Annotated in this window: 13 protein-coding genes and 1 tRNA gene; 6 read left to right on the top strand and 8 right to left on the bottom strand. The window is 64.8% G+C overall.

From position 1 onward, the window contains the following. Positions 1-113: 113 nt before the first annotated feature. The 6 genes from ASR47_RS10535 to ASR47_RS10560 all read left to right on the top strand — a co-directional run bounded on the left by ASR47_RS10535 (position 114) and on the right by ASR47_RS10560 (position 6,296). A complete protein-coding gene (locus ASR47_RS10535) occupies positions 114-566 on the top strand; it encodes an RbsD/FucU family protein (RefSeq protein ID WP_065307720.1) in 453 nt (150 codons plus the stop codon). Beyond that, positions 566-1,504, top strand: coding sequence for a ribokinase (locus ASR47_RS10540; RefSeq protein WP_065307721.1), 939 nt, complete (start codon positions 566-568; stop codon positions 1,502-1,504). Before ASR47_RS10535 ends, ASR47_RS10540 begins: the two co-directional genes overlap by 1 nt. 36 nt (positions 1,505-1,540) lie before the next feature. After that, entirely contained in the window at positions 1,541-2,575 is a 1,035-nt protein-coding gene (locus ASR47_RS10545; RefSeq protein WP_065307722.1) for an ABC transporter permease, read from the top strand. A gap of 18 nt (positions 2,576-2,593) precedes the next feature. Beyond that, positions 2,594-3,604, top strand: a complete 1,011-nt coding sequence (locus ASR47_RS10550; protein WP_065307723.1) for a substrate-binding domain-containing protein — start codon at positions 2,594-2,596, stop codon at positions 3,602-3,604. Between the two features lie 74 nt (positions 3,605-3,678). Further along, positions 3,679-5,256 carry a sugar ABC transporter ATP-binding protein gene (locus tag ASR47_RS10555; RefSeq protein WP_082988857.1) on the top strand — a complete coding sequence of 526 codons (1,578 nt, stop codon included), beginning with the start codon at positions 3,679-3,681 and terminating at the stop codon, positions 5,254-5,256. A gap of 32 nt (positions 5,257-5,288) precedes the next feature. Next, positions 5,289-6,296, top strand: coding sequence for an ABC transporter permease (locus tag ASR47_RS10560; RefSeq protein WP_065307764.1), 1,008 nt, complete (start codon positions 5,289-5,291; stop codon positions 6,294-6,296). 137 nt (positions 6,297-6,433) lie between these two features. Here the strand turns inward: ASR47_RS10560 and ASR47_RS10565 are convergent. From ASR47_RS10565 to ASR47_RS10605, 8 genes are all read right to left on the bottom strand, one after another. Beyond that, a tRNA-Sec gene (locus ASR47_RS10565) sits at positions 6,434-6,529 on the bottom strand. Positions 6,530-6,541: 12 nt separating this feature from the next. Then, the gene (gene selB, locus ASR47_RS10570; RefSeq protein ID WP_065307724.1) at positions 6,542-8,494 is read right to left on the bottom strand and encodes a selenocysteine-specific translation elongation factor; all 1,953 of its coding nucleotides are present in this window, start codon (positions 8,492-8,494) and stop codon (positions 6,542-6,544) included. After that, positions 8,491-9,900: an L-seryl-tRNA(Sec) selenium transferase gene (selA, locus tag ASR47_RS10575; RefSeq protein ID WP_065307725.1), complete on the bottom strand. Its 1,410-nt coding sequence runs from the start codon at positions 9,898-9,900 to the stop codon at positions 8,491-8,493. Before selA ends, selB begins: the two co-directional genes overlap by 4 nt. After that, positions 9,897-10,955 carry a formate dehydrogenase accessory protein FdhE gene (fdhE, locus tag ASR47_RS10580; protein WP_065307766.1) on the bottom strand — a complete coding sequence of 353 codons (1,059 nt, stop codon included), beginning with the start codon at positions 10,953-10,955 and terminating at the stop codon, positions 9,897-9,899. Before fdhE ends, selA begins: the two co-directional genes overlap by 4 nt. Positions 10,956-11,090: 135 nt before the next feature. Then, complete coding sequence (locus ASR47_RS10585; RefSeq protein WP_065307726.1) at positions 11,091-11,762, bottom strand: formate dehydrogenase subunit gamma; 672 nt, start codon at positions 11,760-11,762, stop codon at positions 11,091-11,093. After that, positions 11,752-12,672 carry a formate dehydrogenase subunit beta gene (fdxH, locus tag ASR47_RS10590; RefSeq protein WP_065307727.1) on the bottom strand — a complete coding sequence of 307 codons (921 nt, stop codon included), beginning with the start codon at positions 12,670-12,672 and terminating at the stop codon, positions 11,752-11,754. Before fdxH ends, ASR47_RS10585 begins: the two co-directional genes overlap by 11 nt. Before the next feature lie 13 nt (positions 12,673-12,685). Then, on the bottom strand, positions 12,686-15,757 hold the full coding sequence (gene fdnG, locus ASR47_RS10595) for a formate dehydrogenase-N subunit alpha (protein ID WP_082988860.1): 3,072 nt from the start codon (positions 15,755-15,757) through the stop codon (positions 12,686-12,688). 185 nt (positions 15,758-15,942) lie between these two features. Next, entirely contained in the window at positions 15,943-17,013 is a 1,071-nt protein-coding gene (locus ASR47_RS10605) for an NAD(P)H-dependent flavin oxidoreductase (RefSeq protein WP_065307730.1), read from the bottom strand.

Consider the following 17,013-nt stretch of genomic DNA (forward strand, 5'->3'; position numbering starts at 1 on the left):
CGACAACACCACCGACATCAGCGCAAACTGTAACCGCAGTGCCAGGCAAGCCTCCGCAGAGGGGCAAGCTGGCGCAAACACTGCACAACATTGAATAATAGTCTGGAGACAACATGTTAAAGAATATCGACCCGCTGTTGAATGCGGACGTGCTGCAAGCCCTGCGCGCCATGGGCCACGGTGATGAACTGGTCCTGTGCGACGCCAACTTTCCGGCCGATTCGGTGGCCCGCCAGACGGTGCTGGGCAAGGTGCTGCGCATCGACGGCGTCGGCACCAGGGAAGCCGCGCGCGCCATTTTGTCCGTGATGGCGCTCGACACCGCCGTCGAGGTGGCCGCCCACCGCATGGAAGTGGTCGGCGAGCCCGACAACGTGCTGCCGGTGCAGCAGGAAGTGCAGCTCGAAATCAATCACGCCGAAGGGCGCGAGCGCATCATGGGTTCGATCGAGCGCTTTGCGTTTTATGATGTGGCGCGCACCGCCTACTGCGTGATCGCCACCGGCGAGCGCCGCTTCTACGGCTGCTTCGTCTTCAAAAAGGGCGTGATCGCCCCGGAGGCATAATGAGCGCCGTTCACAACCAGCGCGGCGTCGCCATCCTCGGCATCTATGTGGCCGACCTGGCCTTCCGCGCGCCGCACATGCCGGGCGTGGGCCAGACCATCGCCGGCTCCGGCTTTGCCATGGGCCCCGGCGGCAAGGGTTCCAACCAGGCCGTGGCGGCCGCACGCGCCGGCGCCGAGGTGACCTTTATCAGCACCCTGGGCCGTGACGCGTTCGGCGACCATGCGCTGGCCCTGTGGCGCGGCGACGGCATCACGCCACGCGTGAGCCAGGTCGACACGCATCCGACCGGCGCCGCCTTCATCTATCTGAACGAGAAAAACGGCGACAACGCCATCATCGTGGTGTCCGGTGCGGCCAGCCTGATCGGCGTGGCCGACGTGGAAGCGGCCGCCGACGCCATCGAACAGGCGCGCGTCTTTGTTACCCAGCTCGAACAGCCTGCCGACGCCGCCCTGCGCGGCCTGCAGATCGCCCGCGCGGCCGGCACCATCACCGTCTTCAATCCCGCGCCCGCGCTGCCGTTTGACGACGCCGTCTATCCGCTGTGCGACTTCATCACCCCCAACGAACACGAGGCGGCGATCCTGACCGGCCTGCCCGTCACCAACCTGGAAGAAGCGCGCGCCGCCGGCGACGCTTTTCTGGCGCGTGGCGTCGGCTGCGCCCTGATCACGCTCGGCTCGCAAGGCGCCCTGCTGCACAGCGCCAGCGAATCGGTGCTGATCGCGCCGTTCAATGCCGGCCCCGTGCTGGAAACGACCGGTGCCGGCGACGCCTTCAATGGCGGCTTTGCGGCGGCACTGGCCGAAGGCGCCACGCCACGCGTAGCGGCCCGCTTCGCCGCCGCGCTGGCCGCCATTTCGGTCACGCGGGCCGGCACGGCGCCGTCGATGCCGCAGCGCGCGGATGTCGATGCGCTGCTGGCGAAAGCCTGAGTTTTTCACGTTTTTTGAACACCTTTTGGAGTCGCCATGAAGCGCCAGTTTTCCGACCCACAGCTGAATTTTTTGGTGGGCATTAACGTCCTGATCCTGGTTGCCGCGACCGTGCTGTCGCATGGCGACTTCCTCGACGTGTACAACTTCCAGTCGATGGCCAGCCAGCTGCCAGAACTGGCCCTGCTGGCCATCGGCGTCTCGCTGGCCATGATCGCTGGCAACGGCGGCATCGACCTGTCGGGCCTGGGCATGGCCAACCTGGCCGGCGTGGTCGCCGCCACCGTGGTGCCGCTGCTGGTCGACGCCGACGCCACGCCGTGGGGCTATACCGGCACCTTCATTCTGGTCGCCCTGGTCACCGGCCTGCTCGGTGGCCTGCTCAATGGCTGGCTGATCGCCGGCGTGGGCCTGACGCCCATCCTGTGCACCCTGGGCACCCAGCTGATTTTTACCGGCGCCGCCGTCGTGTTGAGCCGCGGTTCCAGCGTGCGCCTGGCCAGCGCCGAGCCGATGTCGATGATCGGCAATGAAAACCTGTTCGGCGTGCCGATCCCCTTCATTATCTTCATGGTGGTGCTCTTGGCCATCGGCTGGCTGCTGCGCTACAGCCCCTTCGGCATCCGCCTTTTCCTGCTGGGCACCAACGCCAAGGCGGCCCGCTACGCCGGCATTCCCGGCACGCGCATGCTGGTCACCACCTACGCCCTGTGCGGCGTGCTGGCCAGCCTGGCCGGGGTGATCATCGCCGCCCGCACCGCCAGCGTCAAAGCCGACTACGGCAGCTCGTATCTCCTGATCGCCATCCTGGTGGCGGTGATGGCCGGCGTGCGTCCGCAAGGCGGTTACGGCCGCATGGTCTGCCTGTTCTTCTCGGCCACCGCCCTGCAACTGCTGTCGAGCACTTTCAACCTGCTCGACATCTCGAATTTCTTCCGCGATTGCGCGTGGGGCCTGCTGCTGCTGTGCTTCCTGGCTTCGGCCCGCATCAATTTTGCTGATTACCGTTTTTTCACACCGCGCAAAAGCGCAACGCTGACCCAGTCCCCTCCTGGTTCAACGAATAAATAACGAGGGTTTGGAGACAACATGCTTACGAAAACAAAATGCGCCGCCGCCATCATCGCCCTGGGTACCCTGTCGGTTGCCGGCGTGCTGCACGCACAGAATAAAAAACCGGTCGATATCGTCACGGTCGTGAAAATCACCGGCATGAGCTGGTTCAACCGCATGGAGGTGGGCGTCAAGGAATTCGGCGCCGCCAACGTCGGCGTGGTCAATGCGCGCCAGATCGGCCCGGCCCAGTCCGACGCCGCCCAGCAGCAGCGCCTGGTGGAAGACCTGGTGGCCAAGAAGGTCGACGCGATCGCCGTCGTCTCGATGGACCCGCTGACCCTGGAACCGGTGCTCAAGCGCGCGCTGGACCGCGGCATCAAGGTCGTCACGCACGAAGCGGATAACCAGAAAAATACCCTGGTCGACATCGAAGCGTTCGACAACACCGCCTACGGCGCGCGCCTGAACGAACGCCTGGCAGAGTGCATGGGCAAGACCGGCAAATGGTCGTCCCTGCTGGGCTCCCTGGGCAGCCAGTCGCAAGTGCAATGGGCTGACGGCGGTGCCAACAACGCCAAGAAATATCCGAAGATGACCCTGGTCGACGCGAAAAACGAGACCGCCAACGACGCTGAAAAAGCCTACGGCAAGGCCAAGGAAATCCTGCGCAAGCACCCGGACATCAAGGGCTTCCAGGGTTCGTCCTCGCTGGACGTGCTGGGCATCGGCCGCGCCATCGAAGAAGCTGGCCTGACCGGCAAGATCTGCGTCTACGGCACCGGCCTGCCGAGCGAAGCGGCCAAGTTCCTGGAGTCGGGCGCGGTCGGCGGCATCGCCTTCTGGGATCCGAAAGACGCCGGCATCATGATGAACAAGGCGGCGCTGATGCTGGTGCAGGGCAAGACGATCACCAACGGCATGGACATGGGCGTACCGGGCTATAACGCGGTCACCGTGAAAAAAGGTCCTGGCGTGGGCATTATCGTTACGGGCAAGGCGTGGGTCGAAGTAGACAAGAGTAACTACAAAAAATACGCGTTTTAAGTGACCGAGCACGCGGCTGGCGCGATCACGCGCTGGCCGCGTGCGGCAACGCCTATCGCAGAAAGAATCGATTCATGACCAGTACCACCCACAATCCTGCAACCAAGGCTGCGGCCAAGGCCTCGGTATTCCTGCAGCTCGAAGGCATCCATAAGCGCTATGCCGGCGTGCATGCGCTGCGCGGCATCGATCTCACCATCGAAGCCGGCGAAATTTATCATTTGCTGGGCGAAAATGGCTGCGGCAAGAGCACCCTGATCAAGATCATCTCCGGCGCCCACGCTCCGAGCGAAGGGCGCATCACCATCAACGGCCAGCCGCACGAGGCGCTGACGCCGCTGCAGTCGCTGGCCCTCGGCATCGAAACCGTGTACCAGGATCTGTCGCTGCTGCCGAACATGAGCGTGGCCGAAAACGTGGCCCTGAGCGAGCAGCTGGTCGCCGGCAACGGCCGCCTGGCGCGCCGCTTCGACCGCCGCGTGGTCGACGCCACCGCCGCACGGGCGCTGGCCGCTGTCGGCCTGCCGTCCGATCCGCATTTTCTGTCCACCCGCGCCGACGAACTGCCGATCGCCACGCGCCAGCTGCTGGCGATCGCGCGCGCCGTGGCCACCAGCGCGAAAATGGTGATCATGGATGAACCGACCACCTCGCTCACGCAAAAGGAAGTCGACAATCTGGTGTCCGTGATCGAAGGCTTGCGCGCGCAAGGCGTGGCGGTGCTGTTCGTCAGCCACAAGTTAGATGAGTGCTACGCCATCGGCGGCCAGGCCATCGTCTTTCGCGACGGCGCCAAGGTGGTGCAAGGGCCAATCGCCAACTTCACCAAGGCCGAACTGACGCACGCGATGACGGGCAAGCAGCTCGACGGCGGGCGTTACCGCGGCAGCCGTTCGCACACCGACGGCGACAGCGTACTGCTGCGCGTGCAGGGCCTGGGCCGGCGCGGCTATTTCTCCGGCGTCGACCTGAGCCTGCACAAGGGCGAAATCCTCGGCATCACCGGCCTGCTCGATTCGGGCCGCAACGAACTGGCGCTGGCCCTGGCCGGCGTGCACGGCGCCGACAGCGGCGCGATCTACCTCGACGGCCAGCAGATCACCCTGCGCAATCCCGGCGACGCGATTGCGCAGCGCATCGGCTATGTGCCGGAAGACCGCCTGAGCGAAGGACTGTTCCTCGACAAATCGATCCGCGAAAACATCATCACGACAGTGCTCAACAGCCTGCGCAGCCGCTTCGGCGCGCTCGACGCGGGACGCGCGCAGGCGCTGGCCGAAGCCACCGTCAAGGACCTGCAGATCGCCACGCCAGATGTCGACCGTCCGGTGCAGTCGCTGTCCGGCGGCAACCAGCAGCGCGTGCTGATCGGCCGCTGGCTGGCAATCCACCCGCGCGTGCTGATACTGCACGGCCCCACGGTCGGCGTCGATGTCGGCTCCAAGGACATCATCTACCGTATCATCCAGCGCCTGGCCGAAGACGGCCTGGCGGTGATACTGGTCAGCGACGACCTGCCCGAGCTGCTGCAGAACTGCGACCGCATCCTGATGATGCGCAAGGGCCAGATCGCCAATACCTTCGACGCCGAAGGCCTGGCCGAAGAAACCCTGTACCACGCCCTTATCTCCGACAGCAAGGTGGCTGCATGAATACGAGTACCCTGAAAAACAGCACGGTGACCATGACAGCGGCCGACCTGGGCGCGCCGAAAATCACCGTGCGCCAGCGCCTGGCGCGCCATCCGCAGCTGTTCACGCTGGCCCTGATCATCGCCGTCTGCCTGGTGGTGGGCGCCATCAACCCCGAGTTCTTCCAGCTGGCGATGGTGTTCGACATCGTGCGCGCCTGTACCGTGCTGGGCCTGTTCGCGCTGGGCGTGATGATCGTGCTGGCCGCCGGCGGCATCGACGTGTCGTTCGCGGCCATCGCGGCGCTGACCATGTACGGCATCACCAAGCTGGTGATGACGCAGTTCCCCGAGACCAGCATGGCGGTGATTCTGATCGCCGGCGCCGTCGGCGGCACCTTGCTCGGCGTGCTCAATGGCCTGATGGTCGACTGGCTGAAAGCGCCGTCGCTGATCGTCACCATCGGCACCCAGTACCTGTACCGCGGCATTTTGCTGACCTTTGTCGGCACCGTGTTCTTCATGAACGTGCCGCACTCGATGGACGCTTTCGGCAAGCTGGCCGTCTGGCGCCACGACACGGCCACCGGCGTGCACGCGGTGCTGCCGGCCACCGTGCTGGTGCTGGTCGCCGCGGCAGGCCTGACCTGGTGGCTGCTGAACCGCACCCTGATGGGCCGCGCCGTGTACGCCATCGGCGGCAGCCTGCCGATCGCCGAACGCCTGGGCTACAAGCTGCGCGCCGTGCACATCTTCGTGTTCGGCTACGCGGGCTTCCTGGCCGGCCTGGCCGGCATCGTGCACGTATCGAGCACCCGCTTGGCCAACCCTTTTGATCTGGTCGGCATGGAGCTCGACGTGATCGCCGCCGTGATCCTGGGCGGCGCGCGCATCACCGGCGGCAGCGGCAGCGTCAGCGGCACTTTGCTGGGCGTGCTGCTGGTCACCCTGATCAACAATGTGCTGATTCTGGCCGGCGTGCCGAGCACCTGGCAGAAGGTGATTGTCGGTACCTTTATCGTGCTGGCGGGGGCGGTGTTTGCCAGCAAGCGGTCGTCTTGAAGTGGTGTTGTCGGATTACGGCGCTTTGCGCCTAATCCGACCTACGCGGGTGTTTGCATGGCAGGTCGGATTAGCGGCGCATGGCGCCGCTAATCCGACAACATGGTTGGCGTTGATGTGCATGATATTGCAGAAAATGGCGGAAAACAGTAGGAGTCGAACCTACGGGAGAACGTCTGACGCCCTCCACCGGGTTTGAAGCCCGGCCACATCACCGGATGAGTGTGCTTTCCGCAGTGCAAGAACTAAGTGGCGGCGACGGGTGTGAATGACCACTGCGCGTTCGGGCGTAAAAGATGCCCATTGCCAACACGACGAGTATAACCGACCCGGTCGAAATATTCCAAGACCTGGATCGCCCGCTTTCGGCCCAGGCCGCTGGCGTCGCGGAAGGTGGCCGCGCCCACGGCGCCGGAGCCGGCCGGCAAGCCCGCCTCCCCTTCCGCCTGTTGCGCCAGCTGGCGCACCAGCAGCGCCAGTTCGCCCAGCGCGGCCGGGTGGTAGAACAGATCGTGCACCACCTGGCTGATCTGGCCCGCCTTGGCCAGTTTGCGCAGCAGGCGGCGGGTTTCGTCTTCTTCCACGACGAACCGGCGCGACAGGTCGCGCGTCCATGGCGGCTCGAAACGGCCCTGTTCCAGCGCAGCGAGGAAAGGCGCGGCGATGGCCTGCTCTTCGGGCGTCAGCTCGACGCTATGGCCAGGCAGGTGCAGGCTGGCGCCACGCGCCATGATGGCGCCGCTGGCCAGCAAGGCGTCGACCAGATGGCTCCACAGCGCGTCTTCCATGTCGGCGTCGACGATGCGCTTCAGGCGCCACAGTTCCGGCCCCGCCTCGTCGGGCGCGCGCGCATGGAAGGCGGCCAGGGCCGCCAGCACGCGCGCTTGCAAAGCCCCTAGTGCCTGCGGCGCCAGCAGCAAGGCGTCGGCGCCACGCAGGGCGATGCGGCGCGTGTCGTCGGGCAGCGCGATCACGGCGGCCGGCAGCAACGATAGCCGCACCAGCAAGGATTCCTTCAAGCCGAGGGGACTTTGCGCCAGCAGCGCCGCATAGTTGCCATGCGCAATGAACGCGGCCAGGGCGTCGAGCCAGGCCAGGCGAACCGGACTGCGCCGCTTGCGCGCGGGGCCGAACGGATCGAGCACCATGCCGCCGCCCACCGTCTGCGTGGCCTGCGCATTGCGCACCACGAAACGGTCGCCGGGCACGGCGTGCATGGGAGTATCGAACACCAGTTGCACGCGGGCCGTCTGGCCAGGGGACAAAGTGTCGCCATCGATTACCACGGCGCGCGCCAGCTGGTGCGCCGCGCCCAGGTGTACATGCAGCGGCGACCAGGCTTTCAGCTGCACGCCGCTGCCTGGCAGCAGGGTCAGTTCCACGTCGATGCGTTCCGAGCACTGCGCCAGTTCCGGCGCGACGATCCAGTTGCCGCGCTCGATGCGTTCACGCTCGATGCCGGCCAGGTTCAGCGCCAGGCGCTGGCCGGCCATGCCGGCGTCCGCCGCGCGATTTTGCGCATGGATGCTGCGCACGCGCGCCGTCTCGCCACCGGGCGCCAGCTGCAAGCTGTCACCCACCTGGGCCCGGCCAGCGAGCGCCGTGCCGGTAATCACCGTGCCCTGCCCCGACAACGTGAACACGCGGTCCACGCCCAGGCGGAACAAACGGCGCTCGTCGCGCCGTGGCAGATCACGCGCCACCTGCGACAAATGCGCCAGCAGGGCCGCCACGCCAGGGTCATTGTCCACGCTGGCGTTGGTGGCAAACACCGGACTGCCGGCCAGCGGCGTGGCCGCCAGCAGCGCGCTGATATCACGCTCGACCTGCGGCACCCGCTCGCCATCAACACGGTCGATCTTGGTCAGCGCCACGGCGCCGCGCGTCACGCCCAGCAGCTGCAGGATCGCCAGGTGTTCGCGCGTTTGCGGCATCACGCCGTCGTCGGCCGCCACCACCAGCAGGGCGAAATCGATGCCGGTGACGCCCGAGGCCATGGTGCGGATGAATTTTTCGTGTCCCGGCACGTCGATCACGCCCAGCACCGTGCCGTCCGCCAGCGGCAGGTAGGCATAGCCCAGTTCGATCGAGATGCCGCGCGCCTGTTCTTCCTTGAGGCGGTCGGTATGCACGCCCGTCAGCGCGCGCGTAAGGGTAGTCTTGCCATGGTCGATATGGCCTGCGGTACCGACGATCATGGGCGCAACTCACCGAGTTGCGCCAAAAATGCAGCCTGATGCGCCGCTTCCAGGCAGCGCAGATCGAGCAACAAAGTGTCTTGCGCGATGCGCCCGATGACAGGACGGGGCAAGGCGCGCAGGCGCTGTTCCAGTGTGCCCAGGGGGTTGCTCAGGCGCGCGCCTGGCGCGCTGCGGACGCCCAAGCCAAAGCTGGGCAACTGGTCGACCGGCAAGGCGCCGCTGCCGATCTGGCTTTTCATCGCCTCCATCGTGACGACATAGGCGGCGCCCAGCACCGCTTGCAATGGCGGCAGCAGGGTTTCGGCCTGGGCGCGCATGGCGGCCGCCGGGCGCGTGAGCAGGCGCAAGGTGCTCAATCGTTCGGCCAGCAGATCCGGCGCGCGGTACAGCCGCAGCACAGGCTCTAACGCGGCCAGGGTCAGCTTGCCGACCCGCAGCGCGCGCTTCAGGGGATTGCGCTTGATTTGCGCAATCAGGTCGGCGCGGCCGACGATCACGCCGCATTGCGGTCCACCGAGCAGCTTGTCGCCGCTGAAGGTGACCAGGTCGGCGCCGGCCGCTATCGTTTCACGCACGGTGGTTTCATGCGGCAGGCCATATGGGGCCAGGTCGACCAGGGTGCCGCTGCCCAGATCGACGGCGGTGGGAATCGCATGCTTGGCCGCCAGCGGCGCCAGCTCGTCCAGCTCCACGCTTTTGGTAAAGCCGGTAATGGCGTAATTGCTGCAATGGACCTTCATCAGCAAGGCGGTATGTTGATTGATACCCTCGGCGTAATCGTGCGCATGGGTGCGGTTGGTGCTGCCCACTTCGCGCAGCACGGCGCCGGCGCGCATCATCACGTCGGGAATGCGGAAGGCGCCGCCGATTTCCACCAGCTCGCCACGCGAGACGATCACTTCCTTTCCCTGCGCCAGGGTGTTCAACATCAGCAGCACGGCGGCCGCGTTGTTGTTGACGATGGTGGCCGCTTCGGCACCCGTCAGTTCGCGCAGCAGCTGCTCGACCAGGTCGTCGCGGTCGCCGCGCTTGCCCGTGTCGAGGTCGAATTCCAGGTTCATCGGCCACTGCAGCGCTTCCACCACGGCCTGCACCGCGGCGTCGGGCAGCAGCGCGCGGCCGAGGTTGGTGTGCAGCACGGTGCCGGAGAGGTTGAATACGGCGCGCAGCTGCGAGCGCGACTGCGACTGCAGCCGTTCGGCCATCTGCGCGGCGATCAACGCGATTGACGCGCCCTCTTCACAGACTGCGCCGGCCAGCATGGCGGCGCGCAACTCGGCCAGCAGCACGCGCGCGCAGGCCAGCGTCTGCACGCGGCCGTATTGCGCGATCAATTCCAGGCAAGCCGCGTCGCCCAGGATGCGGTCCACCGACGGCAGACGCACGGTTTGCCCGGTCGTCATGCTTGCTGATCCTCGCCCTTCCCCAGCCACAGCAGCGGATTGCCGCTGGCGCGCCGGTAGCCCGCTTCGCCGACCAGCAGATCGAGCATCAGGCTGGCCAGGTCGTCGGCCAGCGGTTCGACGTTGTAATCGTGCTCCTGGTTGAAGACCTTGCGGTAGGTATGGCAATCGTCACAGGTCTCCGCGCGCGCCACCTTTTTCGGGTCGTTCGCCTTGTTGGCCAGCTTGTCGTCCCTGGCCGTGACCGGGTCGAACGGCGCCGCATCGCTGGCGTCCAGGCCCTGGTAGGCGATTTTGCCGTTCTGTTCGCAGGTCGAGCACTTCACGCGCACCATATGCCATTCGCTTTCGCAAATGCCGCAGTGCAGGTAGCGATAGCCCTGCGACTGGCCGCCAATGCGGATCACGCTGGCCACCGGGTGCGAGCCGCAGACGGGGCACAGCGCGCCCGTCTCCAGGTCGGGCACGCGCGCCGCGCGCAGCCCGCTGGCCGAGCTGGACCACAGGATTTGCAGCGCGGCGGCGACAAACGGCGCGTGCATGGGGTTCAGGTTGTCGCCGTTTTCATCGAGCACGGCATCGGCGCAGGCGTCCAGCGCCACATTGTCCAGCGCGCGCAGCTGCGCCAGCACTTGCGTCAAGCCAGCCGACAGCGCCGGCTGGGTGGCGGCCGTGGCGGCCAGTTCGCCCAGCAAGTCACGGAAGATGTCGCGCCAGACCGGCGGACGCGCGCCGCTGACCGGCAGCACCGGCATGCGGTGCTGGACCGCGCGGCGCAGCGCATCGGCGTCGGCCACCGGCACGGTGCCAGGCGCCAGTTTGGCGACCACCGCCGCCTGCGCATCGGCCAGCGCGGCCATCAGCACCAGGTAGCCCTGCATGCCGGCATCGACCGGAATGCCCTTGATATTGCCCTGCGCCAGTTCGCGCAGACGCAGCGCGCGCGCGGTAAACAAGCTGGTGGGCTGCGGCAGCAGCAGGCGCGCAATCGCGTTGTGGTCCAGGCCTTCGATTTCGCCTGGCTGGAGTATGCGTTGTACCAATGGAGTTCCCATCAAAAAAACGGTGCTGTAAAGCATTTTAATCGATAAAAAGAAAGGGGCCAGTCCTGTGGACCGGCCCTGGCATGCAGACACGCCGGCGGCGGAGCATGTCGGCTTACGCAGCGCTAAGCCGAGCTACCCTGCTGCCTACTTTCTCGTAGTGCGGATGACCGCCTCGAACCACTTCGGATGGTGCTTGCGCGCCCAGCCATACGTGACGGTGCCGCGCACCATGGCGCCGATCGAGCCCTTGACCCACAGGGCGGCATAGATATGCACGATGATCGAACAGATGATGCCGAAGGCGCAGATCGCGTGCAGCAGCACCGCCGCCCGGATGACGGGAATCGGGAAGTAGAACGCAAAATACGCGCGCCAGATCACGATGCCCGACAGCAGCAGACCAACCATGCAGAACAGCAGCACGAAGAACAGGATCTTCTGGCCGGCGTTGTATTTGCCGACCTTCGGCAGCTTTTCTTCGCGGTTGTTGAGTACGTCGTCGATCTGTTTCAGCCACTGCCTGTCGCCGTCCTCGAACTGGTTGTGGTGCCAGAAGCGCAGCACCAGGATCGCGAAGGAGACGAACATCACCAGGCCGGCAAACGGATGCAAAATGCGCGTCCATTGGCCGCCGCCGAACAGCAGCGCCAGCCACGCCATCGACGGATGGAACATGGCCAGGCCCGACAGGGCCAGCATCACGAAGGTGATGGCGGTAATCCAGTGATTGCTGCGCTCATTGGGGTGGTAGCGCTGTATCAGCGGATTGCCGTCCTTGTCACGCAAGGGATCATTGTGCTGTTCACTATGATTCATGCTGTTCCTCCCGGATGCGGTTGGCCTCTGCCAAAGCTTCGCGCTCTTCTTCCCTGCTCACTTCGTTCGGACCGACACGCGTGTAGTGGAAGAAACCGGCCAGTGCGGTCGCGGCCATGCCGGCCACGGCCAGCGGCTTGGACCAGCCTTTCCAGAAGCCGACCATCGGGCTGATGCGCGGCCGGTCCGGCAGGTTGGAATACAGGCGCGGCTTGTCGGCATGGTGCAGCACATACATCACGTGCGTGCCGCCCACGCCCAGCGGGTCGTACAGGCCGGCGTTTTCAAAGCCGCGCGACTTCAGGTCGACGATGCGCTCTTGCGCATGGACCTTCATGTCTTCCTTGGTGCCGAACACGATGGCGCCGGTCGGGCAGGTTTTCACACAGGCCGGTTCCTGGCCGACGGCCACGCGGTCCGAACAGAGCGTGCACTTGTAGGCGCGGTCGTCCTTTTTCGAAATGCGGGGCACGTCGAAAGGACAGCCGGCCACGCAGTAGCCGCAGCCGATGCAGTTTTCCTGGTGGAAGTCCACGATGCCGTTGGTGTACTGCACGATGGCGCCCGGCGCCGGACAGGCTTTCAGGCAGCCCGGGTCTTCGCAGTGCATGCAGCCGTCCTTGCGGATCAGCCATTCGAGATTGCCGTCATTGCTTTCGTGTTCGGCAAAACGCATCACCGTCCACGATTGCGGCGTCAGGTCGGTCGGATTGTCGTAGGTGCCATGGTTTTCGCCGACTTCATCGCGCAAGTCGTTCCATTCCATGCACGCCGTCTGGCAAGCCTTGCAGCCGATGCATTTCGATACATCGATCAGCTTGGCCACCGTGCCGGTCACCGGCGTCCTCGCCTGCGGCGGGGTGACGGTGGTGGCGGACAGGCGCCGGATATCCAAAGATTGCAGTGCCATTATTGAGCTCCCATCATGCTTTTTCCACCTTCACCAGGAAGGACTTGAATTCCGGCGTTTGCGAATTCGCATCCCCCACGCCCGGTGTCAGGGTATTGATCAGATACCCAGGCTGCGCCAGGCCTGTAAAGCCCCAGTGCAGCGGCAGGCCGACGGTGTGCACCGGCTTGCCCTCGATCTGCAAGGCCTTGATGCGCTTGGTCACCACCGCCTTGGCGATGATATGGCCGCGCTTGGAACTGACGCGCACTTGCCCACCGGCCACCACGCCGATGCTTTTCGCCAGCTCTTCGCCGATTTCAACGAATTGCTGTGGCTGGATAATGGCGTTCAGGCGCGCATGCTTGGTCCAGTAATGGAAATGCTCGGTCAGGCGGTAGCTGGTCGCCACATGCGGATACTCCTCATGCGTGCCGAACATTTTCCGGTCATCGGCGAACACGCGCGCGGCCGGATTGCTGGTCGCCTGCGGGTTTTTCGGATGCATCGGATTGTAGCCGAGCGGATTTTCAAACGGCTCGTAATGCTCGGGGAACGGACCTTCGGCCATGGCGCCGCGCGCAAAGAACCGCGCCACGCCTTCGCCCAGCATGATGAACGGACCCATGCCATTTTCCGGCGGTTCGTCGACTTTGAAGTCGGGAATGTCGGCGCCGGTCCAGTTGCTGCCATTCCATTCGATCAACTTGCGGGTCGGGTCGAATGGCTTGCCCTTCAGGTCGCACGAGGCACGGTTGTACAGCACGCGGCGATTCGCCGGCCACGCCCAGGCCCAGCCCAGGGTCTGGCCGATGCCGGTCGGGTCGCTATTGTCGCGCCGTCCCATCTGGTTGCCCGCCTGCGTCCAGCTGCCGGCGAAAATCCAGCAACCGCTGGTGGTGGTGCCGTCGTCGCGCAGCTGCGCAAACGATGCCAGCTGCTCGCCCTTTCTGACCAGCAGTTTGGTGGCGTCCTTCGGATCGTACAGGTCGGCCAGTGCACGGCCGTTGAATTCGCGGGCGATCTCTTCCGGCTGCGGGTTATGCGGCTGGGCATAATTCCACGTCAGGTTGACGATCGGGTCCGGGAACTTGCCGCCCTCTTTCTGGTACAGGCTGCGTATGCGCAGGAACAGGCCCGACATGATCTCGAGGTCGCTGCGCGCCTGGCCCGGCGGTTCGGCCGCCTGCCAGTGCCACTGCAGCACGCGCGAGGAGCTGACCAGCGACCCGCGCTCTTCGGCGAAGCAGCTGGTCGGCAAGCGAAACACTTCGGTCATGATCTTGCTCGGATCGACTTCGTGATACTGGCCGTGCGGCTTCCAGAATTCACCGGTTTCCACCGCCAGCGGATCCATGATCACGAGGAACTTCAGTTTCGACAGCGCTTCCGTGACCTTCTGCTTGTTCGGCGCGGACGCCAGCACATTGAAGCCCTGGCAGATATAGCCGGTCATCTTGCCCTGGTGCATATTCTCGATGGCCTGCATCAGGTCATACGGCTTGTCGAGCTTGGGCAGGTAGTCGTAGGCGTAGTTGTTCTCGGCCGTGGCAAAGTCGCCCCACCACGTCTTCATGAAACTGACGTGGAATTTGCGGTAGTTGCTCCAGTAGCTGAGCTGGTTCGGCCGCAGCGGCTTGGTGGCGCGCGCCGCGATATAGCCGTCGAAATCCTGCTCACCCTCGTTCGGCAACGTCATGTAACCGGGCAGCAAATTCGACATCAGGCCCAGGTCGGTCAGGCCCTGGATGTTCGAGTGGCCGCGCAAGGCGTTCATGCCGCCGCCGGCGATGCCCATATTGCCCAGCAACAGCTGCACCATGGCGCCCGTGCGGATGGTTTGCGCACCGGTCGAATGGTGGGTCCAGCCCAGCGCGTACAGGATGGTGCCGGCGCGTCCCGGCACGGCGGTCGACGCCAGCGCTTCGGCCACCTTGTGGAACTTGTCGGCCGACACGCCGCACGTACGCTCGACCATCTCGGTCGTGTAGCGCGCATAGTGCTTCTTCATCATCTGATAGACGCAGCGCGGGTGTTCCAGGGTCGGGTCGACCTTGGCATAGCCGTCTTCGCCGATCTCGTAGTCCCAGGTGCTCTTGTCGGTGTACTGGCCTTTTTCCTTGTCGAAGCCCGAATACAGGCCATCTTCAAAGGCATAGTCTTCACGCACGATAAACGGCATGTCCGTGTAGTTGCGCACGTACTCATGCTGGATCTTGTCGTTCGTCAGCAGATAATTGATGATCGCGCCGAGGAAGACGATGTCCGTGCCGGTACGCGTGGCGCAGTAGTAATCCGCCACCGATGCGGTACGGGTAAAACGCGGATCGACCACGATCAGCCTGGCCTTGTTATGCGCCTTCGCTTCCGTGACCCATTTGAAGCCGCAAGGATGTGCTTCCGCTGCATTGCCGCCCATGACCAGGATCACATCGGCATTCTTGATATCGACCCAATGATTCGTCATCGCGCCACGGCCAAACGTCGGGGCAAGACCTGCCACCGTCGGTCCGTGTCATACACGCGCCTGATTATCAAAGGTCAGCATCCCCATGCTGCGCACTGTCTTGTGGGTCAAGTACCCGACTTCATTGCTGCCGGCGGACGCGGCCAGCATGCCGGTGGAGAGCCAGCGGTTGACGGTCTTGCCGTCGGCATTCTTTTCGATCAGGTTGGCGTCGCGGTCATCCTTCATCAGGCGCGCGATCTTGTCGAGCGCCACATCCCAGGAGATCGGTTGCCATTCGGTACCACCCGGTGCGCGGTACTCGGGCACTTTCAGGCGGTTCGGGCTGTGGATGAAGTCGATCAGGCTGGCGCCTTTCGGGCACAAAGTGCCGCGATTGACGGGGTGATCGGCATCGCCTTCCACGTGGATGATGCTGGAGACGGCGTTTTTCGCGCCGTCGCCCAGGCCGTACAACAGGACCCCGCACCCTACCGAACAGTAAGGACAGGTATTGCGTGTCTCGGTGGTCCGGGACAGCTTGTATTGCCGCACTTCCGCCAGCGCCTGGCCCGGTGCAAAACCGAGCATGGCGAGGCTGGAGCCGGCAATGGTCGCGCCAGTTACCCGGAGGAACTGGCGCCTGGACATCTGAACCATATCAGGCCTCTATGAGGTGAGTAAAAATAATAGTCATTACGGCAAGCCAGTGTCATATCGATAAAATATAAACAACATGCTTGTGCCATATAACAGCATTTTACGCCTCAATTACAGATACGGCTGAGTCACGAAATCAAGATTCATGAACGACAATATTTTCCTATACGAAAGTATAGTTTCTTTTATACAACAAACCCGGCTGCCGCCGCCAGCTGCAAGGTCAAATCGCCAGCCGGCAAGCTCGCTGCCAGGCGCGCCGCCTGGCCCGACCACAGCAGGCTGAAGTCGCCGCTGCCCTGCGCTTCGGCCTTTTGCTTGAGCAGCAGGGAGGCGCCGCCGGCCAGCGGAAAGGCCGGCGCCAGCGCCGACATCGGCCCGGCTTCGCGCACCAGCCGGTTGGCCAGGCCCCGCGCCGGCCGCCCCGTAAACACATTGGTCAGCCGCGTCTGGTCGTCGCGCGCGGTGGCCAGCGCGGCGCGGTGGATGGCCGAGGTGCGCGCTTCCGGACACAGCAGATAAGCCGTGCCCAGCTGCACCGCCGAGGCCCCCAGCGCCAGCGCCGCGCGCACGCCGCGCGCGTCGGCGATGCCGCCAGCCGCGATCACCGGCAGTGACACGGCGTCGACAATCTGCGGCACCAAAGCGAAGGTACCGACTTGCGCATCGATATCATCTGTCAGGAACATGCCCCGATGGCCGCCCGCTTCCCAGCCCTGGGCGATGATGGCGTCGCAGCCGTGTTGCTCCAGCCACAGCGCCTCGGCCACGGTGGTGGCCGACGACAGGACCACCGCACCGGTCGCCTTGACCCTGGCCAGCAGTGCCGGTGCCGGCAGGCCGAAGTGAAAGCTGACCACGCCGGGGCGCAGCTCTTCGACCAGCGCGCACATTTCCTCGCCAAACGGATGGCGCACGGAAGTGGGTATCGGCAAGGCCGGATCGACGCCCAGCTCCAAGTAGTAAGGCAGCAAGCGCGCGCGCCAGGCCGCTTCGCGCGCGGCATCGGCTTCGGGTTGCTGGTGGCAAAAGAAATTCAGGTTGACGGGTTTGTCGGTGGCGGCGCGGATCGCCTGCATTTCAGTGCGGATCTGCTGCGCATCGAGACCGGCGCAGGCCAGCGAACCGAGGCCGCCGGCCTGCGCCACCGCAATGACGATCTCGTGCATTGCGGCGGCCACCATCGGCGCCTGGATCACGGGCAGGTCCACGCCCAGCAGGCCGGTGATGCGTGGGTCGGGAAGATGTGGCGTCAT

The sequence above is a fragment of the Janthinobacterium psychrotolerans genome (assembly GCF_001677885.1).
Taxonomy (GTDB): domain Bacteria; phylum Pseudomonadota; class Gammaproteobacteria; order Burkholderiales; family Burkholderiaceae_D; genus Janthinobacterium; species Janthinobacterium psychrotolerans.

Coding starts and splice junctions, on each gene's coding strand:
- ASR47_RS10585 (WP_065307726.1), bottom strand. CDS start 11,762: ATGAATCATAGTGAACAGCACAATGATCCCTTGCGTGACAAGGACGGC.
- selA (WP_065307725.1), bottom strand. CDS start 9,900: ATGACGACCGGGCAAACCGTGCGTCTGCCGTCGGTGGACCGCATCCTG.
- ASR47_RS10550 (WP_065307723.1), top strand. CDS start 2,594: ATGCTTACGAAAACAAAATGCGCCGCCGCCATCATCGCCCTGGGTACC.
- ASR47_RS10560 (WP_065307764.1), top strand. CDS start 5,289: ATGACAGCGGCCGACCTGGGCGCGCCGAAAATCACCGTGCGCCAGCGC.
- fdxH (WP_065307727.1), bottom strand. CDS start 12,672: ATGGCACTGCAATCTTTGGATATCCGGCGCCTGTCCGCCACCACCGTC.
- ASR47_RS10540 (WP_065307721.1), top strand. CDS start 566: ATGAGCGCCGTTCACAACCAGCGCGGCGTCGCCATCCTCGGCATCTAT.
- ASR47_RS10605 (WP_065307730.1), bottom strand. CDS start 17,013: ATGACGCCACATCTTCCCGACCCACGCATCACCGGCCTGCTGGGCGTG.
- selB (WP_065307724.1), bottom strand. CDS start 8,494: ATGATCGTCGGTACCGCAGGCCATATCGACCATGGCAAGACTACCCTT.
- ASR47_RS10545 (WP_065307722.1), top strand. CDS start 1,541: ATGAAGCGCCAGTTTTCCGACCCACAGCTGAATTTTTTGGTGGGCATT.
- fdhE (WP_065307766.1), bottom strand. CDS start 10,955: ATGGGAACTCCATTGGTACAACGCATACTCCAGCCAGGCGAAATCGAA.
- ASR47_RS10555 (WP_082988857.1), top strand. CDS start 3,679: ATGACCAGTACCACCCACAATCCTGCAACCAAGGCTGCGGCCAAGGCC.
- ASR47_RS10535 (WP_065307720.1), top strand. CDS start 114: ATGTTAAAGAATATCGACCCGCTGTTGAATGCGGACGTGCTGCAAGCC.